This is a genomic window from Deltaproteobacteria bacterium (genome assembly GCA_013151915.1).
Lineage (GTDB): Bacteria > BMS3Abin14 > BMS3Abin14 > BMS3Abin14 > BMS3Abin14 > BMS3ABIN14.
This window is the reverse complement of the sequence record JAADHJ010000016.1, coordinates 75,982-98,593: the sequence shown is the minus strand read 5'-3', so window position 1 is coordinate 98,593 and position 22,612 is coordinate 75,982. Positions and strand designations below refer to the sequence as shown.

The window sequence follows — 22,612 nt, the reverse complement described above, 5'->3', positions numbered from 1 at the left end:
TCATGGTCTGCTATTGATAGGGTCGTAAAAAGTCTATTAATGGCTTTTTACTCCACGGAAAGCGGAAAGTGTCATTTTATTCATTACTCGTTCTGCAGAAAGATCCGAAGCGCTTTCGTTTCGAAACCGAGATGGTGTACCGAAAAACGGTTCAGTCCCGGTAGTATCCTGCCTGCCGAACCATCCGCTATGGATAACCTGCCGATGGAATTCATTGGCTTCCCTGCGATAAAGCGAAGAGTTGCCAGATCCCCGGACGTAAGTTCCTCATTCCCCGCTCCGGAGGAACACTCCGGGTGCAGGAGTCCGCCCTTTGGAGGACTGATGAATGACTTGCCGGTGATATCCCTGCCACAGACCAGGCATCTGGATAGTTCAGGCGCCAGCCCAAGTTCTTTTAGAAACCTCATCTCGAAAATGAGGAGCACCCGCATGGAACCCGCGCCGGCGCCAAGCAGGCCAAGACAGGTTGACAGAAGCTCAAAAACGGCGGGAACAGGGTCGGCCTCCTGGATACAGTGCGCCACCAGTTCAGCCATTGCGGAGGCCACGCAAAGTCGCTTAAAGTCATCCCTGATCCCCAGGTAGGACTCCACGACATCAACCGTCCGGATCCGGCACAGCTTTCCCGGTTTGTCCGAAACGTAAAACCGGACGTTACTGAGGACGAAAAGATCAAGACGCCCCGTTTGTCCTTTTTTCAGGCTTCTTGCTCCACCGGCAGCCGCCCTTAACAGCCCGAAATCCCTGGTGAGAAAAGTGAGGATGCGATCCTCCTCGCCCACGTCCGTCCGGGAAAGCACGATGGCATCTGTCTGATGGATATTACCCATTCAGCTACCCTACGTCAGTACGATGGTTGCCATTCCCAGGTAAACAAGAATCCCGAGGCTGTCGATGGTACTCGTAACGAAGGGACCGGTGGCTACCGCCGGGTCAACCCCGGACAGGTGAAGGATTATGGGCATCAGGGTACCAACGGCGGCGGCCATGAGCATGGAGATCAGAAGGCTGGATCCCACCACAAAACCAAGGAAGCTTACGTCGCCGAACTGGAGATATACCAGGACCAAAAGCAGGACCCCGTAAAGCCCCCCGAGAATCAGAGCAACCCCGAGTTCCTTTAAGATAACCTTTCCCAGTTCTTTTACGTTCAGACGGCCGGTGGCAAGTCCGCGGACGACGATGGTGACCGAAGTGCTGCCGATATTGCCCCCCATAGCCAGGATAATGGGAAGGAAGTTGGCCAGAGCAACGATCTGTTCAATGGTTCCGCTGAAATAGTGCAGGAACTGAATACCGATACTCTCGCCGATGAAGGCCGCAAGCAGCCAGGGAAACCTCATCCGCGCACGCCGGAAAATGGACCGGGACAGGTACTCGTCGCCCGTACCCGCCATCTTCAGAATATCTTCGGTAGCCTCCTGACGGATAACATCGATGACGTCGTCAACCGTAACGATCCCCAGGAGCTTGTTCTCATGGTCCACTACCGGGACAGCCAGGAGGTCGTACCGTTCAACGACCCTCGCGACATCCTCCTGGTCGGTCTCGGGCTTCACACTGACTACATTCTGCGTCATGACATTCTTGATCGGGGTCTCGGGAGAAACCAGGAGCAATTGCCTCAGGGAGGAGACACCCACAAGATGATTGCGTTTATCGATAACATAGAGGTAAAAGACCATCTCGGTGGAATCGGTGCCCTTTCGCTGAAGTTCCGCAATGGCTTCAGCCACCGTCACATCCTCAAAAAGGGCGAATTGATTTGTATTCATGATGCGCCCGGCACTGTCGTCCGGATATTGAAGAAGTTCCTCCACCCTCTCGCTGTCGGACGTCGACATGAAGCTGAGGATCTCTTCCCGGATGTTATCATCCACTTCCTCAAGGACGCTTACCTCATCGTCGGGATCCATTTGCCTCAGGATGACGGCGGCTCGCTCGGCTCCAATCTGTGTGAGTATATTGGCACTCGAGGGCGTATCCAGCTGGCTGAGAATTTCGGAGGAGGTCTCAGTGTCATCGATAAGACCGAAAATCGCGGACTGTTCATTATCATTGAGGTATCTGAAGATATAGGCCACATCGGCGGCATGCATCTTCTCGATGATCTTCTTGACGTTCTGGGTGGCTCCACGCCTGATGAGTTTTTTAATACTGTCGATCAGAGTATCAATTTTACTGATGTACATCTTCTAACCCTCTCCTGGACGGCTTCCCGCCAACGATTCATCTGTAGCCGAACTGTCTGAGTATCCCTTCCCGGTCCGTCCATTTCTTTTTGACCTTGACCCTCAGGGCCAGGTACACCTTTCGGCCCAGCCATTGTTCCATGTCGAGGCGGGCGGCCTTTCCTATATCCTGAATCATCCTGCCGCCCTTGCCTATGATGATGCCCTTCTGTGTCTCCCTCTCGACGTAGATCATGCCTGAAACCTCAAGCAGTCCATCGTTCCTTGGTGATACGTCCTCAACAACAACAGCCGCGGCATAGGGAACTTCCTGTCCGGTCAGGTCAAACAGTTTTTCCCTGATGATCTCCGCCAATCTGAAGTCCAGGGGCTGGTCGGTAACCATATCCTCCGGAAAATACGGGACCCCCTCCGGCAGGTTCGCGATGATGTGCTCCCGTAGGCTTTCAATGCCCGTGCCCTTCAGGGCGCTCACGGGGAAGATACCACTGAAAGGGTATGCCTCTTCCAGCATTTTCGCCCGTTCTCCGGCCTTTTTTTCACCTGCCTGATCCACCTTGTTGACCGCCAGAATGACCGGTATGGCCGTCCCGGCGGGCATCAGGTCCAGCGCAAGGGCGTCCTCCCGACCCTGTTCGCGAGTCGCGTCCACCATGTAGATTACCGTGTCCACATCCTTCGCTACCCCTTCGATTACCCCGCGCATGTACCGGTTCAGCGCCTTTCCGAACTCATGCATCCCCGGAGTGTCCAGAAAGACGATCTGGAAACCGGACCCGTGCAGCACCCCGAGGATGCGGTTCCGGGTTGTCTGCGGTTTGGCCGATATGATGGCGAGTTTCTCCCCGCAAAGGATGTTGAGGAGGGTCGACTTCCCAACATTAGGCCTCCCGAGAATCCCGACAAAACCCGACTTAAAAACCGTCACTATTGATAACCCCTCGAAAACCTGTCGCCATGCCCTTTTTCATTAATGGCTTTTTACTCAACGCAAAGCGAAGTTTTATGGATCCTTCAGCTTTCTGAGCGCTCTTTCGGCCGCCGATTCCTCGGCCCTCTTCTTGCTCCTCCCCGAACCTGTTCCAAGCAACCTTTTCCCGTGGTAAACTGCAGCCTGAAACCTGCTCTCCGGAGTTCCATGGCTCAGTTCCTCAACCCTGTAGACGGGGACGTCGCCGTCAAAACGGCCCTGGATGATCTCCTGCAGGAGGGATTTGGACCCTTTCAGACCATCACCCGGATTCGGAAAATCCCCCAGGACCAAAACGGTCGCTTTCCTGGCCGCATCCCAACCACCGTCCAGAAATACCGCGCCAAAAATCGATTCCAGCGCCTCGGCCGCCACCGTCCTGAAGGCAACACTTTCGGCGGACGCAAGGCTGGGCCCCGTAATGATGTGCTCAAGTATCCCTATATTTTCTCCCCTGTCGGCAAGGTTCTCCTTCCTGACAATTTCCGACCTGATGAAACTAAGGTCCCCTTCACCCCGTTGGGGGTAACGGGACATGAGAATCTGGGAGACGACAAGCTGAAGGACCGCATCACCAAGAAACTCCAACCGCTGATAGTCAGGGCCATCGGACCTGCCCTCGGATACGGCCGATGGGTGGGTCAAGGCCTGGGTCAGGAGCCTTCTGTCCCGGAAGCGATATCCCAGCCGGGCCTCAATTGATTTCACTGGAAACGAACCCTTCTATGGCCAGCCGCCATCCCGCCGGACCGGGGGCTGCGACCCTCTCGGCCGCAACCGCCGGGATTCCGGGCGAGTAGGTCGCATCCGGGCGCTGTACCAGAAAGGGCAGGTCCACGGCCTGAAAAAGACCGATGTCGTTTTCGCTGTCACCTATGCCCATGGAAATAATATCTCCGCACTTTCTGCGAAAAAGGTCCATCAGTATCCGGACCGCCTTCCCCTTGTCACAGCCACCGACCAGATGGTAGAAACGCCCTCCACGAATGACCGTCATCCCCCTGGACCGCGCGGATTTCATTAACGCATCCTGATCATAATCTCCATCGACGAGGAAAGGTTCGTCGAATTCACGCCTTTTGCTGTTTTCCAACTCCCGGCCCTGCAGCCCCGTCGTTGATGCTATCTCGCCATATGACATGTCCCCGTATACCCGAATGGATAATCCGAGTTCAACGGCCATATCCCTCAGGGCATTCCGCACATCACAAATCTTCCTGCCCAGGGAAATCCTCAACCCGATCTCCTCCCTGGAAGCCCCCTGGACCTTTCCGGGGAAGTAGTCTTCGGGGATAATGATTCCGCCGCCATTTTCATAGATAAAGGGTCCTTTGATCCCGAGGATACCCATCCACCACCGTACCTCGGTCAAGGTTTTGCTGGTGACCGGCACAATCGCGATATTTCTCCTGAGCAGCATGTCCAGAGCGGGCAGAGCCATTCTGAATCCATAGGTATCATGGTCCAGGAGGGTGCCGTCCAGATCGGTAAACACAACGAACGTCATGATTGTTTTTCCACAGGCTTATAATGTGACAATTCCATGGAAAACACACCCCTTCCCTGGGTAACCGACCTTAAGGATGTAGTGTATCCAAACATCTCCTTGAGGGGCACCTTGGCCCTGACGACATCCACCTGGCCATGTCTGTCCGTGCCCTGTATCACCGCCCGCCTGGCATTGAGGCTTCCCATAACCTCACCCGTAAATTCACCCGGCGTTTCAACCTCCACCGACATGAAAGGCTCCAGAAGAACCGGGACACCTTCCCTTAAACACCTGTTAAAAGCGTTGACGGCGGCGGCACGGTAGGCAATGTCAGTGGAACGCTCATGGTTGTGGGCACAATCCAACAAGGTGGCTTGAATGTCAATGACCGGGTACCCGGCCAAGGCTCCGCTGGACGCCGCATCGTAAATACTCTGAGCGACAAGACCTTTGAATTCGGCCGGAACCTGACCGTCCGGGCATGCATCGACGTACTGGACCTTCCCCCCCCTTGGGAGCGGCTCCACTTTGAGGGTTATGGACACCTCGTGCTCTTTCCCGGCGATCTCCCTGGCAAATCTCTCCTGAGCCGTGACCTGCCGGGTGATGGTTTCGCGATATGACACCTGTGGCTTGCCCACCCTTCCTTCGACCTTGAAATCCTGAAAAAGTCTGTCGACCAGCACCTCCAGGTGAAGCTCACCCATGCCGCTGAGTATGACCTGACCTGTTTCCTCATCCACCTTGACGCCGAAACTGGGGTCCTCCTGGGCCAGCAGGGAAAGGACATCCATCATCCTCTCCTGGTCTTTCGCACTTTTCGGCTCGATGGCGATGAAGATAACAGGCTCCGGAAAGGAGAGTTCCTCCAGGACGATGGGAGTCTGTCCATCGCACAATGTATCCCCTGAACGGGCGTCCTTAAGACCCACCAGCGCAACGATGTCCCCGGCATCCATCTGTTGTATTTCCTCCCTGCGGTTGGCGTGCATCCTGAGGATTTTCAGGGCCCGCTCCACTTTCCCGGACCTGGCATTGAACATTTTCTCGCCGACCCGACGGCTCCCGGAATATACCCGAACGTAGTAGAGGTTGGGTCTCCCGGAGTAGGTCATGATCTTGAACATGAGGGCGCTGAAGGATTCATCAGGATCAGGAGCCCTGAAAATTTTCTCTCCCTTCCAGGTACCTGACACGGCCGAAAGGTCCAGAGGGGATGGGAGATAATCGACGATGGCGTCGAGCAGCGGCTGAACACCTTTATTCTTCAGGGAAGATCCAAACAGAACCGGGTAGAATTCCCTCCTGAGAGTCCCCCGGCGAACCGCCTCCATCACCAGGTCCCGGGGCACATCCTTTCCCTCGAGAAAAAGTTCCATTACCCTCTCATCGGACTCGGAAAGAAGCTCCAGAAGGGAGTCCCTACATGAAACTGCGTCTTCCCTCAGTTCTTCAGGCACCGGGGATCTAATGGGATTTGCCGTCTCGTCGTCTTCCCAGGTAATGAGTTCCATAGTCAGAAGATCCACGACGCCGGAAAACCCGGATTCCTCACCGACGGGCATTTGCAGAGGAAGGGGCGCAGCGTCAAGGATAGATTTCATCTCTTCAAGTGCTTTATTATGTTTTGCTCCTATCCTATCTAATTTATTAACGAATACTATACGAGGAACATGATATTTATCGGCCTGTCTCCAGACCTTCTCGGACTGTGGCTGAACACCGGCTACGGCACAGAAAATAACAACTGCGCCATCAAGGACACGGAGGGACCTCTCTACTTCGGCAGTAAAATCAACATGGCCGGGGGTATCAATGATGTTGATGAAACAATCCCGCCATCGGCAGGTTGTCGCGGCGGAGGTAATGGTTATACCCCGCTCCTGTTCCTGCGGCATCCAATCCATCTGGGTGGATCCATCATCCACCTCACCCATCCGGTGTATCTTGCCGGTGTAGAAGAGGATCCGCTCCGTTGTGGTGGTTTTACCTGCGTCTATATGGGCAATAACCCCGATATTTCGCAATCTTTCAACAGACAATTCAGATTTCACCTTAAAGATTATCCCTGGTAATGACGTAATTGGAGATAACCTGGCCATGGGAACCCGGAGGACCAAACCGCTTTCCGTTCAACTCGAAGAAGATTCCCCCGGCATTCCCGATCAGCAGAACAATGCTCTCATTCGCCCTCAGATGAACGACATCGCCGGGCCTCATCGTCGTCTCCCAGGGTGCGGACCCGTCCGTATGAATCCTCAGCCAGGTTTTTTCGACGGCATGAATAGCGAGGTCAAGATCCTGAAGCGCCTCCGACCGGCTGAGAGCCTGCTCATCGGTATCCATCGGGAGAAGATCGGCGGCAGCCTTCACCTTGCCCTGCTCACTCCTATCGGTCGGACGAACGCCACCGTTTCTCCCAAGGAGGAGATAGCCGCCGATCAAAAGGGTGACGAAAACGACTGAAGCTACGGCTGCCGGAAGGAAAACTCTCCGCGGGCCCCCATCGGCAGGGGGCGGCTCCTCAGGTTCCTCCTCAAAGAACCCCTCATCCAGCATATTGATAAGTTTCTGAGGATTGCGATTCAGTTCGGAGCAGATATTACGAATGTACCCGCGAATGAAAACGATGCCGGGAAGCTCGTCAAAGTCGCCATTTTCCAGTGCCGTGAGCTGCCTGACGCCTATCCTGGTACTTGCAGCCAGTGAATGCAGGTCCACCCCGGATTCTTCCCTGAGAAGCCTCAGATGTTCTCCGATCTCCCGATTCATCGGCGGCACACACTTTCAGCATTGATAAGATCGTAAAAAGTCCATCCATGGCTTTTTACTCAACGGAAAGCGAAAAATGTCATTTCCGCTTTCCTCACAAATCTTCGATTTGGGCGCCCTAAAGAGGGCGCGATGATGACTTCACAAGAAGTCATCATTATTGATAAGGTCGTAAAAAGTCCATCCATGGCTTTTTACTCAATGGAAAGCGAAAAATGTCATTTTCACTTTCCTCGCAAATCTTCGATTCATTTAATAAGATCCAGGTAGCCCCTGGCCAATTGCCCTTCAGCGCTTTTCTTGTCCACCAGTTCCAGGACCTTGTTAAACTCCTTTTTTGCGGCGCGGAAATCCTGCTCCTTATATAAGGCGATCCCCATATTCAACCTGGCATTGGCGTAATTGGGGTGGTTCTCTATGACTCCCGAGAGGATACGCTTGGCTTTATCGACATTTCCATCCTCAAGGTATATCCGTGCCATGGTGTTGGCCGACTGGGGCTCCTTCGGGTCAATGGCAAGCGCCCGCTGAAGGTATTCGATCGCCCTGCCCTTGTCGCCCTTTCTGTAGTAGGCCTTGCCGATAATTGTGAGAGCTTTCTCGGGTGTCTGGTATCCGATGGATTTCAGCGCCTTATTACAGGATTGGATGGCCTTATCCCACTGCCCTAATTTCAGATAAGCAAAACCCATGTTATTATAGGCGTCGGCATAATCCTTGTCGATAGCTACGGTCCGGTTGAACTGGACAATGGCCTCAGCGTATTCCTTTTTGGCAATGTCTACCGTTCCAAGCGCGAAATGGACCTCGGGATTACGGGGATTGAGACGCTCCGCTTTGCTCAGCTCGAAATCGGCCATTTCGATATTTCCCTTCACCAGATAATTGATACCTATCCGGAGGTGAAGATCAGCTTCCTGGATACCTACCGACTTTTTCTCCGGTGTGGAAACACAGGATGCAATAAAAACAGTAAAAAACAGCAGGAAAAGTCCGAGAAACACACTCTTCGGTCGGGTCAACACCTTATCCTCCTTGGAAATGGGTTTCTCACATCTGGTAGGATGGCTTTTTACTCCACGGAAAGCGAAAAATGTCATTTCCGCTTTCCTCACAAATCTTCGATTTGAGCGCCCCTTAAGCGGCGCGGTGATGACTTCTTACGAAGTCATCACATTTTGGACAGAAATCGGAGAATTCTTTCCGCATCAGAAAACTCTTCAGCTGCGGGAGAACCATGAGGGTCCGGCTCTGCCTTGACGACCTCGGCGATTTCCGGAGGTCGCTGTTCTTTCCCGGGATCCGGCCCCCCGGCGGAAACATCGTCCGAGGGGTTGATAAACGCCTTCTTGAGCATCTCGTCGAACTGATCTTCGGCAAAAACTATCTTTCCGTCCCCTCCGTCCAGGGTTCTTTTCAGCTCAACATCATTTTCCTCAGGGTCCTCTTCCGTCTCGGCAGCCCGGACGGGCTCCCCGGCCGACCCGGGTTCGATTTCCTCGCCAACAACATCTTCCGTTTCCACGGACAAGGGTTCCACAATCTGAATCTCTTCTAAAATATCATCACTTTCAACTTCCCCCGGTTCCGGATCCATCTCGGCGAGTTCATCCTCCGGGGAAAACAGGAACTGCTGACCCAGCCAGCCCATTCTGTTTTCGGCGGACATTGTCTCCCACCCTATGTCCTCAAGGATGGCCCCCATCTCCTCAACGAACTCCAGGGCTTCCGTCTCAACGTTTATTCTCTGCGGCGAAGGATAGGGATTTCCATCAAAACCGTAAAGGGCCCTGACCCCCGGCTCTGTCAGGTAGAAAACAATGTAGGTCGAGAGGTTTCCGCCGTCCTGGGCGGTTGCGATATATACCTCCGCCGGTTCAGAATGGTGTTCGCCCACTGAAACTTTAACCATGTTCATCCCGCGGTTGACCTTCACAAGGTCGTCGGGCAGGAAAGGAACCTCATCAAGCTCCGGTTTCAGCACGAACACAACAAACCTCCCTATGGTCTCAGGCGACCGGGCTATTAATACCAAATGGGTCAAGCAGGCGCAAGTCCCATCATGCGCAACTCACCGGAGCATATATCTTTTCCACCCTGAATAAATGTGTTAATTTGGGTGTGAGAGAAGCGGAAATGATACTTTTCGCTTTCCGTGGGGTAAAAAGCCACGAATGGACTTTATTACGACCCTGTCGATATTATCGTTCTGAAACACGACCTGAAAAACCATCATAAGGCAAGTGTAACCTTCTCCGGGCGCCACCCGGCCGGCAACCTCATGAATTTCAAAATCGGAACGAATGGGAGAAAGAGATGGCCAGAGAAAGCGACATCCTGATAATCGGCAGCGGGGTGGCGGGGCTCACGGCGGCCCTGAACCTGTCCAAGTTCGCCAGGGTAACGATTATTACCAAGAAGGAAGCGGATGACACATCAACATCCCAGGCCCAGGGAGGGATAGCGACCGTCCTGGATAGCGCGGACCGTTTTGAATACCACATAAGGGATACCCATACCGCCGGAGCGGGCCTCTGCCGCAGCGAGGCCGTGGAATCAATAGTGCGTGAGGGGCCCCAGGCCATCAGGGAACTGATCGATTTTGGCGCCAGGTTTAATGTTTCCGCGAAGGGCGAACTGGATTTGGGAAGAGAGGGAGGCCACTCCCACCGTCGCATCGTACACGCGGCGGACATGACGGGCAGGGAAGTTGAAAGGGCCTTGCTCCAGACCGTCCGCACCTCGGACCGTATCGACCTCCTGGAAAACCATACAGCGCTGAACCTGGTTACGGCCGGCCTTTCGGGAGGCGTGAAAGGGACGGATGCCACCCCTGAAAACAGATGCATCGGCTGCTACGTTCACAGTGCGGAATCCGGCGAGGTTATCCCCTGGTCCGCCCGTGCGGTAATCCTTGCCAGCGGGGGATCCGGGAAGGTTTATCTGTACACCAGCAATCCCGAGGTGGCCACCGGCGCCGGTGTGGCCATGGCCTACCGTGCGGGCGCCGATGTGGCGAACATGGAGTTCATTCAGTTCCATCCCACATGCCTTTTCCATCCTGAGGCGAAATCATTCCTCATCAGCGAGGCCGTTCGAGGCGAAGGGGCCGTCCTCCGAACCATGGACGGCGAGGCGTTCATGGAGAGGTACCATCCCATGAAAGACCTTGCGCCCCGTGACATTGTCGCCAGGGCCATCGACTCCGAACTCAAGAAGAGCGGGGACGACTACGTCCTGCTGGACAGCACCCATAAACCGGCGAAACAGATCATGGAACGTTTCCCGAACATTTATGAAAGGTGTCTCCAACTCGGGTACGACATGACGAAGGAGTCCATTCCGGTTGTCCCGGCGGCGCATTATACCTGCGGCGGGGTCCTGACCGACATGGACGGAAAAACAACCGTTCCCGGGCTTTTCGCCTGTGGTGAGGTGGCCTGCACCGGTCTGCACGGCGCCAACCGTCTCGCCAGCAATTCGCTGCTGGAAGCCGTTGTCATGGCGGACCATATAGCCGATGCCCTGAAAAGGGACTGGGGGGCAATCTCTTCGGCTCCTATGCCCCACATCCCTGATTGGGACCCGGGTGACGCGGTGGATTCCGACGAACAGGTGGTCATTACACACAACTGGGACGAGATCCGCAGGACCATGTGGAACTATGTGGGGATCGTCCGCACCAACCGAAGGCTGGAGAGGGCCAAGCACCGGATCGATCTCCTCCAGCGGGAGGTTGATGAATATTACTGGAACTTCCGCATCACTCGCGAGCTCATAGAGTTGAGAAATCTGGTCACCGTGGGCTCATTGATTGTGCGCTGCGCTATGGCAAGGAAGGAAAGCCGGGGGCTCCATTTTACCCTGGACTATCCTGAAAGCGACGACAGCCTGAAGTTCGACACGATCATCAACAGGAAGAACGAGGAGACCAGGAGATGACGGATGGCAAACGGCCGAAGACAGCGGATCACCCGGACAGGTTGTCCGACATCAGATCTTCCATCGACGAAATAGACGTCCGGACCATTGCGCTTTTTCAGGAAAGGGCGGAGCTCGCCATAAAAGCGGGGGAGATAAAAACCTCCCTGGGGCTGCCGATCCATGATTCCGTGAGGGAAAAGAGCATCCTGGACACCATCGTCAGATCTGCGTCCGGCCCGCTGTCCACCGACTCCCTCCAACGGATTTTCGAGACGGTCATCCGGGAATGCCGGGCCCTGGAGGAAAAATCGTAGGAGAAAGGACGGAACAGTCAGACCAGCCCTGCGCCCTATTGTGTCAGAATCATGGTCACGCTGTACGTTTTGGTGCCCCTCTCCATTTTGAGAGCGACTTCCGAACCCCACTCCATGGCCTTGAACCGTGTCTGGAAGGCCTTCAAATCGGGCGTATCATGGCCGTTTACACCCAGCACGAGATCGCCGGGCTCGATTCCGGCCCTGTCCGCCTTGCTGTATCTGACCACTGCCGTCACGAGGACCCCTCGTTCATATCTGTATCCAAGCCTGGAGGCCACATCCTCGGTCAACTCCTCTACGGAAAAACCCAGCGCCGTTCTCAGCCTTACCGATGAATCCTGGGGACGGGGGGGGAGGAAGCCTGCCTTGACCATGATCGTAATGGGAATCCCTTTTCTGATAACAACCACCGGCACCTTCTCATCGACAGGGAGCAGGCTGACAACGGTGTAAAAGATATTCACATCCGGGACATCCCTCCCCCTGACCCGGGCTATAAGATCTCCACGAACGATACCGGCCTTTTCCGCTACACTTCCCGGGATTACCTCGTTTACAACAACCCCTCTTCTATCTCCCGCTCCCAGGGCGTCAATGAGGTTTCCGGTAGCCTCCTGTACGCGCAGGCCCAGATCTGTACGGACGACCTTTCCAGTCTTCAGAAGGCTCTCCAGGATCGTCTTGACCATGTTTGACGGGATGGCGAATCCGATCCCCTGGTACCCCCCGCTTCTGCTGAAGATGGCGGTGTTGATTCCAATTACCTCGCCCTGAAGGTTGATAAGCGGTCCTCCGCTGTTCCCGGGGTTAATGGCGGCGTCCGTCTGGATAAAATCCTCCAGGTCGGCAATTCCCACGTTGGCCCTTCCCTTGGCACTGACCACACCCACCGTCACGCTCTTACCCAGGCCGAACGGGTTTCCAATGGCAACGACCCACTCACCTACTTCAAGGGAGTCGGAATCCCCCATCCGTGCGCTGGGATAGGACCCCCGGGGCAGCTTCAGGACGGCGATATCGGTCCGGGGGTCACTTCCGACAACACTGGCCTCGATCTCGGTCCGATCCTGGAGCGTGACCTTGATAAGATCGGCTCCTTTTATTACGTGGTTGTTGGTGAGGACAATCCCTTCGGGCCTGACGATGACACCGGAACCCAGGGAAAGCTGGACCATCCTCTCATCGGGGGTCCGGAAGAAGCGCCTGGTAAAATCATCACCAAAAAATTCCCTGAAAGGCTCCAGCATGTCCCCAAAACCGTGATCGCCCAGTGAGGCAGGCCCACCACCCTTCCGAAAGGTCTTGATATTGACAACCGACGGCGTGACGTCCCTGGCTATCCGAACGAAAGCACGGCTGGTATTTTTCAGGGCGAGGATTTCGTCGTTCTGTACATCGGCTGAGGCGGACACGGTTTTTCCGGTCAGCAACACCAGTGTCAGTGTAAGTATTATGAAGCCGGGAAATTTCTTTAGAGTCGGCATGAGGCCCCTCTCAGCTGAAAAAATCTGAGCCGCTGAGGCCCTCTTTTTCCAGGTACGCCCTAAGATTCTTCATGATTCTGGCCTCCAACTGACGGACTCTCTCCCGGGTAATGCCAAGTTTGTCGCCAATTTCCTGCAGGGTGTAAGGATCGTCCCGCATCCATCGGGAGGTGAAGATTTTTCTGTCCCTTTCGGAGAGAGCTGCGACGAACTCCGAAAGTTTTTCGAGATAGATGGTTCTCGCCTGAACATCCGCTACGATCTCGTCCGCTCCCGGTTCCGGGGACGGAATTGCGTCCAGCATGGTAAACCCGCTTTCCGCGTCTCCCCTGGCGGCCTCCATGGACACGTCCCCGCCGCTCAGCCGCTGGGTCATCTCCTCGACCTCCGACTCCTTGACCTGGAGGGATTTGGCCAGGGCCTTTGTGTCCGGTTCTATGCCCATCTTTCTGAGTCTTTCCCTCTCCTTTCCCATCTGAAAATAAAGGGTCCTCTGGGCCTGGGTGGTCCCAAGCTTCACCATCCTCGTATTGTTCATTATGTAACGGATGATATAGGCCCTGATCCACCAGGCGGCGTAGGAGGAGAATCGCACACCCCGGTAGGGGTCGTATTTCTTCACCGCCTGCATCAGGCCGACGTTTCCCTCCTGTACAAGGTCGATGATCTCTTTCCAGAGCCTGCGGTATTCCATGGCGATCTTGACGACCAGTTTAAGATTGGATGTGACCAGGCTGTAGGCCGCATCGATATCGTTTTCCTCGTGATAACGGATGGCGAGCGCCTTCTCCTCCTCCCGGGTGAGAACAGGGTAATGCCTGATATCGTTGTAAAATGCGGAAAGAGGATCATATCGAACCGGGCGATCCGATGGCGTGGACCCCTTCTTGATGGCCGCTTTCTTCTTCAGGTCTTTCCCTGACGGCAATATCTCCACGGGTTTGACGGCCTTACCGGCCTTTTTTGACCCGGACCCTCTCCCGCGGGTCTTTTTCTCAGCCATCGACGCCTCCCGCCGCGGACGCCGTCAACTGCCCGCAGGCGGCGCCGATGTCCTCTCCACGGCTCCTTCTGACCGTTGCGAGCAGGCCCGAACCGCCAAGCAGGTTTTGAAACCACTCCATGCGCTCATAGTCAGGGGCCGAAAACCCCGCTGAGGTCCTGTTGTAGGAGATGATGTTGACCTTGGCGGGTATGCCATGAAGCAGTTTCACCACCATCGCGGCATCTTCCGGACGGTCGTTGACACCCGATATCAGGACGTATTCAAAGGTGATCCTCTGCCGGGGACGCCGCGGAAATTTACGGATCGAGTTCATAACCGTCCTGAGAGGATATTTTCTGTTGACAGGCATAATCGCGCTTCTGGTCTCGTCGTCCGCCGCATTGAGTGAAAGAGCCAGATTAACACCAAGGTCCGCCCTTCCCAACCGGCGGATACCCGGCACCCAACCACAGGTGGAAACCGTAACCCTTCTTGGGCTGAAATCAAACCCTCTCCCGTCAAGAATAACACCAAGGGCGGGGATGAGTGATCCCAGGTTTAAAAGAGGCTCGCCCATCCCCATAAATACCAGGTTTCGAAGGAAACGCCTGTCTCCAAGATACCGGATGGCATATACGATCTGGGCCAGAATTTCGCCCTGGGAGAGATTCCTCCTGAAACCCTGGGCTCCGCTTTCACAGAACCCGCAACCCATTCCACAACCGGCCTGTGTGGAAATACAGAGGGTATTATGGCCGTCTTCAGGTATAAGAACGGATTCTATGAGTTCGCCGTCGGCCAGCCGGTACAGGAATTTAAGGGTTCCATCGGCTGCCCCAACACTTTTTTGCAGGGACATGGGCTTCAGGTCCATGGAAGCCGAAAGGGATTCCCTGATGTCGCCCGGCATGTCTGTCATCAGGGAAAAGTCATCCACCGCCATCCTGTAGACCCACCTGAGCACCTGTTCGACCCTGTAGGCCCGCGGATCCATCTTACCGATGGTCGCTTCAAGCTGGTCGAATGTTTGATCGAAAAAATTTTTCATCTGGATTTTCACTTCGAATGAATCTCTATCTCCGGGAAGAAATACGGTATCTCGTAGGCAGCGGATTCCGGGGAATCGGACCCGTGGACAATATTCCGTTCAATACTGTCGGCCAGATCCGCGCGGATGGTTCCAGTCGCCGCTTCGGCCGGATCCGTTGCGCCCATGATATCCCTGACGGTCTTTATGGCGTTGCCGCCTTCAAGGACAAGGACGACGATGGGACCGGAGGACACGTAATCAATCAGTTCCCCGTAGAAAGGTCGAGCCCTGTGGACGATATAAAATCCTCCGGCCTGTTCGGGGGAAAGGTGAACCATCTTCATGGCGAGGATACGCATACCGGCGCCTTCAAACCGGGTCAGGACATTCCCGATGACGCATTTCTCCACACCGTCCGGTTTTACGATCGAAAGTGTTCTCTCCTTCATTTACCCCGTTCTCCTTTCATCTCGACCTTCTTCATCGACAACCTCGTAGAAAGTCTCTCCGGTTCCACCCCCGCCCCGGGATGCACGCTTAGCGCACATCCTGTCTGAACATGGGGGAATTCTTTTAAACTACCGTAAAATAACAGTTCCTTTTTCTTATCCACAGAAAATGTGGATAAGTCGTGGAAAACCCTGTGCACAGGTGAGGCCACCTCACCGTTCATCAAGGTTTCCTCCAAGTTGCACAACTTTTAGGCATATTGGTTACCCCTTATAAATCAAGCAGTTATGGCGAATAGTGCTTCTTGTACCATCTTCGGCCCCCGAGACCACAGGGTAAATACCACCCATGCGGACCTCTCCCTTTTCCGATGTTGACAACCTCGCAAAAAGTCTCTTCCTGATGGACTCTTTGCGGGTCCATCAATGTTTTCATGTTGATAAATCATCAACCTGAAGATGCCCGGCCCAACCTGCCGGCCCAGAAAGCCTGCATCTGTTCCGCCAGCCTCTCAGAGAGTTTCCCCCCTGCGGAAAAAAGTTCGTTTGAGGCCTCCCGGGCCTGTGCCATCAGCACCCTGTCCCTGATGGGGTGCGCATATCTGAAATCCGGCATCCCCGACTGCCTGACACCCAGAAAGTCCCCGGGCCCGCGTATGCGCAGGTCCTCCCTGGCAATTTCAAAGCCGGAGGATAACCGCTCCATCGCCTGGATCCTTTCCCTGCCATCCACCGACACGTTTTCGCCGACCATGAGTATGCATTGGGAAGGATGTTCTCCTCTACCCACCCGGCCTCTCAATTGATGGAGTTGGAACAGTCCGAACCGTTCAGCGTGTTCAACAACCATCAGAGAGGCGTTCGGGACATCGACCCCGACCTCGATGACCGTTGTAGAAACGAGAATATGATAATCCCCGCGAAGGAAGGACTCCATGACCTCCTCCTTCTCCCTGGAGGACATGCGCCCCGTGAGAAGCCCTACCTTTAGATTTGGAAAGATCCGCTCGCTGTATTCCCGGGCCATCTCCGTTGCCGCAAGGAGGTCCAGTTTCTCCGACTCTTCAACCAGGGGATAGACGATAAAGACCTGTCGATTTTCCCGGACCTCCCGGGCAATGGAAAGATGCAGCCTGGCCCGGTCCGACTCGGTAAAAATATGTGTCTGAACGGGACTCCTGCCGGGAGGAATCTCGTCGATTGTCGAAATGTCCAGATCCCCGTACACAACAAGGGCGAGGCTCCTGGGAATTGGTGTGGCTGTCATGACCATAAAATGCGGCGCGCGGCCTTTTTTTCTCAGGGCCAATCTCTGCATGACGCCGAACCGGTGCTGCTCATCCACCACAGCCAGTGCGAGAGAATGGAAGGAAACCCCTTCCTGCACCAAAGCGTGCGTCCCGACAACCAGGGGAATCTCCCCCCTGAAAACCCTGTCTCTCAGGTCGGCGCGTTTTTTCGCGGAAAGGCTGCCGGTAAAAAGCGCAACCGGTATATCAAGATCCCGGGCCCACGCCGAAACATTTCTGAAATGCTGATCCGCGAGGACCTCAGTCGGGACCATCATCACCGCCTGGTGTCCGGCGGAAACGCACCTGAGCATGGCGAGAAAAGCAACGACCGTCTTCCCCGACCCTACGTCACCTTGAAGAAGACGGTGCATTGGGACAGGACGGGACATGTCCGCGTTAATCTCATCCAGTGATCTTTTCTGGGCAGCCGTCAACCTGAAGGGAAGTCGGCGCAGAAAGCGATCCGCAATAGCGCTATCATCCAGGAGGGGTATTCCCTCCCTCGCTTTCAACTCCTCCCTTCGGCAAAGCATCCCCATCTGAAAAAAGAGCAGCTCATCGAACTTTATCCTGGAATGATATGGGCTGTCGCCCCGGTTCAGCGCCTCTACGTCCACTCCTTCCGGAGGAAGATGGAGGGACCATACCGATTCGGAAAGAGCGGGCAGGGAATACCTTTCCAGTATACCGGCAGGTATGGAATCTTCCAATCCGGTCCCCATCAACTCCAGGGCGCCCAGGGCCGCCCGGCGTATCACATGTTGGGACACCCCCTCGGTAAGAGGGTATATGGGCACAACGCCCGGCTCGTTCCCATCCTTCGCTGAAACCAACTCGGGATGGTGCATTTCCACGGTACCTGCGAAGATGTCAACCCTTCCAGTGGCAATGATCTCGCAGCCCGGAGGGAAATTTTTCTCCAGGTTTCCCCTTAGCCACCTTCCATACCGGAACCATTTGAGAATCAGAAGGCCGCCCCCGTCGGAGACCATCATCTCAAGGGTCGCCATTCTCCGGTAACGCCGCTCACTGACGGAAAGAACCTGCGCCCGCACGGTCGTAGTCTCGCCGGCTCTCAACGATGTTATGGATTGCGGATTTCTTCTGTCCTGGTATGCTCTGGGAAAAAAGAAGATCAGATCCTCAACGGATTCGACCCCAAGAGACCTGAACCGCCCAGCAACCTTTCCACCTACCCCGCTAAGAACGGTAAGAGGGGTTTTCTGATCGGTCCCGTGCATCACCTCCGGATCAAGGGGATCTAGCCGTTGTTCCCGGAGATGGCGCCATTGAGCTCATCAAGGAGTATATCGAGATCCACCCCATGGGCAACGGCCCCGTATTCAACGGACTCGGCCTCAGCGCCAAGGCATCCGAAACACTGCATGTCGTACTTTCTAAAAACCTTGATCGTATCGGGGTAGGCCCGAAGGACCTCGTTAAATGTCATATCCTTCGTAATTTTCGCCATTTTCCCGCCCTTTCATGAAATGCGGATCTTGCTTTTTAGAGGGGATTATGTTAGCAATCCAAATCTTTTACCGCAAGTTTTTTCATTTAAATAATTTACCCCGGAGGGCATCATGGCACGAACATGCGACATCTGCGGCAAGGGGCCTATGGTTGGCAACAACGTAAGCCACGCACACAACAAGACAAAGAGACGATACCTTCCAAACCTGCAGTCGGTGAGGATCAGGGAAAACGGCGCAGTCAGGAAGGCCATGGTCTGTACCCGCTGCATACGTACCGGCAAATTCGAGAAAGCCGTTTAGGACACCTTCAACCTGGAAACAGGTACCTGGAACCCAACGTTCAACGTGATAAAAAACGTTCAATGTTCAAAGTTCAACGGAATGAAGAACGTTCAAGGTTCAACGTTCAAGGTTCAACGTTCAAGGTTCAACGTCCAAAACCCATTTACCACAGCGTGACCACTCCCAGGTCACACCACCCTTCGACGCACTCCGCTTGCTCAGGACAGGCAGGGTTATTACACAGGGTAAAACCAAAGATCAGTAGTTTTAAACCTTATCTTAACCTCTTTTAAACCCTGTGGAGCAGCCTTTAAGCGGCTGCACTGTGGTGAAATAACGCGCCCTGTCGCGGCAAGCTGCTCTTTAACCCAAAGTTTTAAGGTTTTATCCGCTTCCGGTGTTTGCCTTATCCCTTTGAATCATCCGGGAAATGAGTACCTGGATGTGGAGTGGATCATACCCCACCATTCGTCATCGCGAGCCGTAACCCATGCGAAGCGATCCCATAGCGGCCGGAGGATGCCGTGACAAGCTTTTCAGCTCCGCACGGGATTGCCGCGTCACTCTCGTCTGCCTCGATGCTCCTCGCAATGACAGCAAAATAATAATATAAGGTGCGCATTAACCGGATGAACCATCCCTTTAATCCCCTTCATCCCTGTTAAATCAGAATTTTCGCTGCGGCTCCCCATGGTCGCCCTACGGGCTATGGCGGACAGGTCGTATAAGTTTCAGCTTCCGCTTTTCCCCTCTGGACCCTGGACTCTGGACTCTGGACTCCGCGACTCTGGACTGATTTTACCCCTGTTGAACTTTGAACGTTGAACGTGCTTCACCCTATAGCCTGCTCTACCCCGTTGAACCTTGAACGTTGAACGTTGAACGCTCTTTAATTATTTATCTTGAAATCGCGGCGATAGCCGCGATCTCGATCTCCGCTCCCATGGGAAGCCCTGCCACCTCCACCGTCACCCTCGCCGGAGGATTTTCCGGGAAAACACCTTGGAAGAATTCGTTGACGGTTGAAAACCGGCGCAGGTCGGTCATATATACGTCCAGCCTCAGAACCCGTTCGATACCGCTTCCAGCCTCATTGAGAACCGCCTTCAGATTCCCGAGGGCCCTCCCGGCCTGCTCGGTAATGTCCCCTTCCACGAGCTTTCCGCTTTCCGGATCCAGGGGGATCTGGCCTGCGGTAAATACCAGGTTTCCCAGCACGGTTCCCTGGCTGTAGGGCCCGATGGCCGCCGGGGCATCCTTGGTTTGGATTATCTTCCTTTTCATTACGCTCCTCCTGAGAGAATCAGGTTCAAGGTTCAAGGTCAAAAGATCAAAAGTTCAAAGGTTCAACGGTTCAACGTTCAAAGGTTCAAAGGTTCAAAGGTTCAAAGTTCAAAGGTTCAAAGGTTCAACGTGCCCAGGTGCAGTCAGGACATGGGTTACGGAAGGTTTGGTCATTGCGCTTGTCACACCATAGCCCATAGGGCGAAGGCAGGAACAGATTCCATGGGACAGGCGCAATGACATCTCTTTGCTTCCACATTGAACGTTGAACGTTCTTTATCCCGTTAGACGTTGAACTTGTTTTACCCTATAGCCCATCGCCTGTTCTACCCCGTTGAACATTGAACGTTGAACCTTGAACGTTGAACCTTGGACTTTGGACTTTCTTCATTCCGTTGAACATTGAACGTTCTTTATCCCGTTAGACGTTGAACCTGTTTTACCCCTTCACTTGGCCTTGATCCTTTGCACCGAAATGACCCCTTTAACGGCCTCGAGGCTTTTCAGGAGACCCTGGAGCTGCCTCAGGTCCTCCACCTGGATCTCGAAGATGTTCTCCGCCCTGTAATCCGACATTGTTTTGATATCGGCGTGGGTAATATTGATATTCCTGGAGGAAATTACGGCTGTCATCTCAGCCAGAATTCCCCTTTTATCCTCCGAGTACACCTTGATCCTGACAAGTCTCGGGACCTTGGCCTTGGTGTCCCAATTGATCTTTACCATCCGGTCATGGTCGTACCCTTCGGCAACGACATTGGGACAATCCACCGTGTGGACGGATATCCCTCTGCCGCGTGTTATGATGCCCACAACCTCATCTCCGGGAAGGGGATTGCAGCAGTTGGCGAATCGGACCATAAGTTCATCGACTCCATCGACCACAATCCCGTCTTTTTGCGCCCGGTCCTTGGCCTGTTTGACCCTGGCCTTTACCTCCTCTTCATGACCGAGCATACCGTCGATTTGCTCCGCCGGGAATAGTCTGCCGAGGATCTGTCTTGGGGAATATTTTCCAAACCCAACCGTGGCGATCAGGTCCTGTACCCTGTGAAACCCGAACGCTGAAGCGACCTTTTCAAGCGCATCGGTTTTGAGCACCTTCTTGAGGCTTGTGCCCATCTTCTTGAGTTCGCGGTCCAGCAGTTCCTCCCCTATCCCCAGGCTCTTTTCCCTTTCCTCCTTTTTAATAAAACTGCGGATCTTGGACTTGGCACTGTTTGTCACTGCAATCTTCAGCCAGTCCTTGCTCGGCTTGTGATTTTTCGATGTGGTGATTTCGACCATGTCCCCGTTCTTCATTTTGTACTTCAGGGGAACAATACGGCCGTTGACCTTGGCCCCGACACACCGGTGACCAATGTCGGTATGTATACTGTAGGCAAAGTCGATGGGGGTAGCGCCATGGGGAAATTCCTTGACCTGTCCCTTCGGGGTAAAGACATACACCTCGTCAGGGAACAGATCAGTACGCACCGTCTCCATCAGTTCCCTGGGATCCTCCAGATCCCTCAACTCCTCCAGGATATGTTTAAACCAGGTAAATCGTTTGATATCCCTGTCCGGAACGAACTGTTCGCCGGCCTTGTACCGCCAGTGGGCGGCAATCCCGTCCTCGGCTGTCCGGTGCATGTCCCAGGTGCGGATCTGAACCTCCATCTGCTCGCCGAAGGGACCGATGACCGTGGTGTGAAGGGATTGATAACGATTCGACTTCGGAACACCGATGTAGTCCTTGAATCTTCCCGGGATCGGTTTGAACATTGAATGAATGATCCCCAGAACACCGTAACAGTCCCTGACCGTGTTCACGAGTATCCTGAAGGCAATGAGATCGTATATCTGTTCGAAGGTCAGGCCCTGGGCCTTCATCTTGCTATGGACACTGTACAGGTGTTTTGTCCGCCCCGTCACCTCACCTTCGATGTTATGGTCTGCAATGGCCTTTTTCAGGATCTTGATGGCTTTCCTGATGTACGCCTCATACTCTTTGCGCCTGGCATGGACCTTGGCCTTCAGGGTCCTGTAGGCCTCAGGATGGAGATATCGGAATGAGATGTCCTCCAGGTCCACCTGTATCCAGGAAATACCGAGCCGATTCGCCAGGGGCGCGTAGATATCCATGGTCTCCCTGGCAATCTTCACCTGTTTTTCCGGACTGAGGTATTCAAGGGTTCGCATGTTGTGGAGCCGGTCTGCAAGCTTCACCATGATGACCCGAATGTCCTTGGCCATTGAGATGATCATCCGCCGAAGGTTTTCCGCCTGCGCATGCTGCGTAGTCGCGAATTCCAGCCGGCTGATCTTTGTCAGGCCCTCAACCAGAAAAGCGACCTCCTCACCAAAATGGCGCTTGAGGTCTTCAGGGGTAATCTCCGTGTCCTCGACGGTATCGTGGAGCAGCCCCACCACGATAGTGGTTACATCCATCTTCATCTCGGTCAGAATCGCCGCAACCTCGATGGGATGGATAAGATATGGCTCCCCCGATTGGCGGACATGCCCCGCATGGGCCTTGGCCGAAAAAACGTAGGCCCTGTTGATCAGTTCCAGGTCCGCTTTCGGGTTGTAGCTCTGGACCCGATCAAGTATGTCGCCCAGCCTTATCATCTGCTTGGTCTCTGTGAATTCCCCACACGCGTGAAAAATCCCCGTCCGTAATTC

Annotated in this window: 22 protein-coding genes; 3 read left to right on the top strand and 19 right to left on the bottom strand. The window is 54.3% G+C overall.

Annotated features, from left to right (window positions below; all coding sequences use genetic code 11):
• Nucleotides 1-83: 83 nt before the first annotated feature.
• From recO to GXP52_03825, 9 genes are all read right to left on the bottom strand, one after another.
• Nucleotides 84-833: a DNA repair protein RecO gene (gene recO, locus GXP52_03865; protein NOY86421.1), complete on the bottom strand. Its 750-nt coding sequence runs from the start codon at nt 831-833 to the stop codon at nt 84-86.
• A 9-nt stretch (nt 834-842) separates the two neighbouring features.
• Nucleotides 843-2,195, bottom strand: coding sequence for a magnesium transporter (gene mgtE / locus GXP52_03860; protein ID NOY86420.1), 1,353 nt, complete (start codon nt 2,193-2,195; stop codon nt 843-845).
• Nucleotides 2,196-2,232: 37 nt separating this feature from the next.
• Nucleotides 2,233-3,123, bottom strand: a complete 891-nt coding sequence (locus GXP52_03855) for a GTPase Era (GenBank protein ID NOY86419.1) — start codon at nt 3,121-3,123, stop codon at nt 2,233-2,235.
• A gap of 75 nt (nt 3,124-3,198) precedes the next feature.
• Complete coding sequence (gene rnc / locus GXP52_03850; GenBank protein NOY86418.1) at nt 3,199-3,873, bottom strand: ribonuclease III; 675 nt, start codon at nt 3,871-3,873, stop codon at nt 3,199-3,201.
• Nucleotides 3,860-4,672 carry an HAD-IIB family hydrolase gene (locus tag GXP52_03845; protein ID NOY86417.1) on the bottom strand — a complete coding sequence of 271 codons (813 nt, stop codon included), beginning with the start codon at nt 4,670-4,672 and terminating at the stop codon, nt 3,860-3,862. The genes rnc and GXP52_03845 overlap by 14 nt, the downstream gene beginning before the upstream one ends.
• Entirely contained in the window at nt 4,669-6,756 is a 2,088-nt protein-coding gene (gene fusA, locus GXP52_03840) for an elongation factor G (protein NOY86416.1), read from the bottom strand. Before fusA ends, GXP52_03845 begins: the two co-directional genes overlap by 4 nt.
• Nucleotides 6,710-7,426 carry a DUF4115 domain-containing protein gene (locus GXP52_03835; protein ID NOY86415.1) on the bottom strand — a complete coding sequence of 239 codons (717 nt, stop codon included), beginning with the start codon at nt 7,424-7,426 and terminating at the stop codon, nt 6,710-6,712. Before GXP52_03835 ends, fusA begins: the two co-directional genes overlap by 47 nt.
• 248 nt (nt 7,427-7,674) lie before the next feature.
• Nucleotides 7,675-8,526 carry a tetratricopeptide repeat protein gene (locus GXP52_03830; protein NOY86414.1) on the bottom strand — a complete coding sequence of 284 codons (852 nt, stop codon included), beginning with the start codon at nt 8,524-8,526 and terminating at the stop codon, nt 7,675-7,677.
• Nucleotides 8,527-8,597: 71 nt separating this feature from the next.
• Nucleotides 8,598-9,416: a hypothetical protein gene (locus tag GXP52_03825; protein ID NOY86413.1), complete on the bottom strand. Its 819-nt coding sequence runs from the start codon at nt 9,414-9,416 to the stop codon at nt 8,598-8,600.
• 326 nt (nt 9,417-9,742) lie between these two features.
• On the opposite strand from GXP52_03825, the gene nadB reads away from it, so the two are divergent.
• Together nadB and GXP52_03815 are read left to right on the top strand one after the other, a co-directional pair.
• The gene (nadB, locus tag GXP52_03820) at nt 9,743-11,368 is read left to right on the top strand and encodes an L-aspartate oxidase (GenBank protein ID NOY86412.1); all 1,626 of its coding nucleotides are present in this window, start codon (nt 9,743-9,745) and stop codon (nt 11,366-11,368) included.
• Nucleotides 11,365-11,664, top strand: a complete 300-nt coding sequence (locus GXP52_03815; GenBank protein NOY86411.1) for a chorismate mutase — start codon at nt 11,365-11,367, stop codon at nt 11,662-11,664. The genes nadB and GXP52_03815 overlap by 4 nt, the downstream gene beginning before the upstream one ends.
• Nucleotides 11,665-11,699: 35 nt before the next feature.
• On the opposite strand, the gene GXP52_03810 is transcribed toward GXP52_03815, so the two are convergent.
• The 7 genes from GXP52_03810 to GXP52_03780 form a co-directional block, all read right to left on the bottom strand.
• Complete coding sequence (locus tag GXP52_03810; GenBank protein ID NOY86410.1) at nt 11,700-13,151, bottom strand: PDZ domain-containing protein; 1,452 nt, start codon at nt 13,149-13,151, stop codon at nt 11,700-11,702.
• Between the two features lie 10 nt (nt 13,152-13,161).
• Entirely contained in the window at nt 13,162-14,154 is a 993-nt protein-coding gene (locus GXP52_03805) for a sigma-70 family RNA polymerase sigma factor (GenBank protein NOY86409.1), read from the bottom strand.
• Nucleotides 14,147-15,184, bottom strand: coding sequence for a 23S rRNA (adenine(2503)-C(2))-methyltransferase RlmN (gene rlmN, locus GXP52_03800; protein NOY86408.1), 1,038 nt, complete (start codon nt 15,182-15,184; stop codon nt 14,147-14,149). Before rlmN ends, GXP52_03805 begins: the two co-directional genes overlap by 8 nt.
• Before the next feature lie 8 nt (nt 15,185-15,192).
• The gene (gene ndk, locus GXP52_03795; protein ID NOY86407.1) at nt 15,193-15,615 is read right to left on the bottom strand and encodes a nucleoside-diphosphate kinase; all 423 of its coding nucleotides are present in this window, start codon (nt 15,613-15,615) and stop codon (nt 15,193-15,195) included.
• Nucleotides 15,612-15,839, bottom strand: coding sequence for a hypothetical protein (locus GXP52_03790; protein ID NOY86406.1), 228 nt, complete (start codon nt 15,837-15,839; stop codon nt 15,612-15,614). Before GXP52_03790 ends, ndk begins: the two co-directional genes overlap by 4 nt.
• Nucleotides 15,840-16,063: 224 nt before the next feature.
• Nucleotides 16,064-18,148, bottom strand: coding sequence for an ATP-dependent DNA helicase RecG (gene recG / locus GXP52_03785; protein ID NOY86405.1), 2,085 nt, complete (start codon nt 18,146-18,148; stop codon nt 16,064-16,066).
• A 20-nt stretch (nt 18,149-18,168) separates the two neighbouring features.
• Nucleotides 18,169-18,378 (bottom strand): DUF1858 domain-containing protein, encoded by a 210-nt coding sequence (locus GXP52_03780; protein ID NOY86404.1) that lies wholly within the window; start codon nt 18,376-18,378, stop codon nt 18,169-18,171.
• Nucleotides 18,379-18,490: 112 nt separating this feature from the next.
• Here GXP52_03780 and rpmB point away from each other — a divergent pair, with 112 nt between their 5' ends.
• Nucleotides 18,491-18,682 carry a 50S ribosomal protein L28 gene (gene rpmB, locus GXP52_03775; protein ID NOY86403.1) on the top strand — a complete coding sequence of 64 codons (192 nt, stop codon included), beginning with the start codon at nt 18,491-18,493 and terminating at the stop codon, nt 18,680-18,682.
• Nucleotides 18,683-19,118: 436 nt separating this feature from the next.
• Here the strand turns inward: rpmB and GXP52_03770 are convergent, their stop codons facing one another.
• The 3 genes from GXP52_03770 to GXP52_03760 all read right to left on the bottom strand — a co-directional run bounded on the left by GXP52_03770 (nt 19,119) and on the right by GXP52_03760 (nt 22,558).
• On the bottom strand, nt 19,119-19,286 hold the full coding sequence (locus GXP52_03770) for a hypothetical protein (GenBank protein NOY86402.1): 168 nt from the start codon (nt 19,284-19,286) through the stop codon (nt 19,119-19,121).
• A 275-nt stretch (nt 19,287-19,561) separates the two neighbouring features.
• Nucleotides 19,562-19,948, bottom strand: coding sequence for a reactive intermediate/imine deaminase (locus tag GXP52_03765; GenBank protein ID NOY86401.1), 387 nt, complete (start codon nt 19,946-19,948; stop codon nt 19,562-19,564).
• A 447-nt stretch (nt 19,949-20,395) separates the two neighbouring features.
• Nucleotides 20,396-22,558, bottom strand: a complete 2,163-nt coding sequence (locus tag GXP52_03760) for a bifunctional (p)ppGpp synthetase/guanosine-3',5'-bis(diphosphate) 3'-pyrophosphohydrolase (protein NOY86400.1) — start codon at nt 22,556-22,558, stop codon at nt 20,396-20,398.
• Nucleotides 22,559-22,612 lie beyond the last annotated feature (54 nt).

Excerpts from the sequence above, each read along its gene's own strand:
- recO (NOY86421.1), bottom strand. The coding sequence starts at position 833 with ATGGGTAATATCCATCAGACAGATGCCATCGTGCTTTCCCGGACGGAC.
- mgtE (NOY86420.1), bottom strand. The coding sequence starts at position 2,195 with ATGTACATCAGTAAAATTGATACTCTGATCGACAGTATTAAAAAACTC.
- GXP52_03845 (NOY86417.1), bottom strand. The coding sequence starts at position 4,672 with ATGACGTTCGTTGTGTTTACCGATCTGGACGGCACCCTCCTGGACCAT.
- fusA (NOY86416.1), bottom strand. The coding sequence starts at position 6,756 with ATGGCCAGGTTATCTCCAATTACGTCATTACCAGGGATAATCTTTAAG.
- GXP52_03835 (NOY86415.1), bottom strand. The coding sequence starts at position 7,426 with ATGAATCGGGAGATCGGAGAACATCTGAGGCTTCTCAGGGAAGAATCC.
- GXP52_03830 (NOY86414.1), bottom strand. The coding sequence starts at position 8,526 with ATGACATTTTTCGCTTTCCGTGGAGTAAAAAGCCATCCTACCAGATGT.
- nadB (NOY86412.1), top strand. The coding sequence starts at position 9,743 with ATGGCCAGAGAAAGCGACATCCTGATAATCGGCAGCGGGGTGGCGGGG.
- GXP52_03815 (NOY86411.1), top strand. The coding sequence starts at position 11,365 with ATGACGGATGGCAAACGGCCGAAGACAGCGGATCACCCGGACAGGTTG.
- GXP52_03810 (NOY86410.1), bottom strand. The coding sequence starts at position 13,151 with ATGCCGACTCTAAAGAAATTTCCCGGCTTCATAATACTTACACTGACA.
- GXP52_03805 (NOY86409.1), bottom strand. The coding sequence starts at position 14,154 with ATGGCTGAGAAAAAGACCCGCGGGAGAGGGTCCGGGTCAAAAAAGGCC.
- rlmN (NOY86408.1), bottom strand. The coding sequence starts at position 15,184 with ATGAAAAATTTTTTCGATCAAACATTCGACCAGCTTGAAGCGACCATC.
- ndk (NOY86407.1), bottom strand. The coding sequence starts at position 15,615 with ATGAAGGAGAGAACACTTTCGATCGTAAAACCGGACGGTGTGGAGAAA.
- GXP52_03790 (NOY86406.1), bottom strand. The coding sequence starts at position 15,839 with ATGAACGGTGAGGTGGCCTCACCTGTGCACAGGGTTTTCCACGACTTA.
- recG (NOY86405.1), bottom strand. The coding sequence starts at position 18,148 with ATGCACGGGACCGATCAGAAAACCCCTCTTACCGTTCTTAGCGGGGTA.
- GXP52_03780 (NOY86404.1), bottom strand. The coding sequence starts at position 18,378 with ATGGCGAAAATTACGAAGGATATGACATTTAACGAGGTCCTTCGGGCC.
- rpmB (NOY86403.1), top strand. The coding sequence starts at position 18,491 with ATGGCACGAACATGCGACATCTGCGGCAAGGGGCCTATGGTTGGCAAC.
- GXP52_03770 (NOY86402.1), bottom strand. The coding sequence starts at position 19,286 with ATGCGCACCTTATATTATTATTTTGCTGTCATTGCGAGGAGCATCGAG.
- GXP52_03765 (NOY86401.1), bottom strand. The coding sequence starts at position 19,948 with ATGAAAAGGAAGATAATCCAAACCAAGGATGCCCCGGCGGCCATCGGG.
- GXP52_03760 (NOY86400.1), bottom strand. The coding sequence starts at position 22,558 with ATGATAAGGCTGGGCGACATACTTGATCGGGTCCAGAGCTACAACCCG.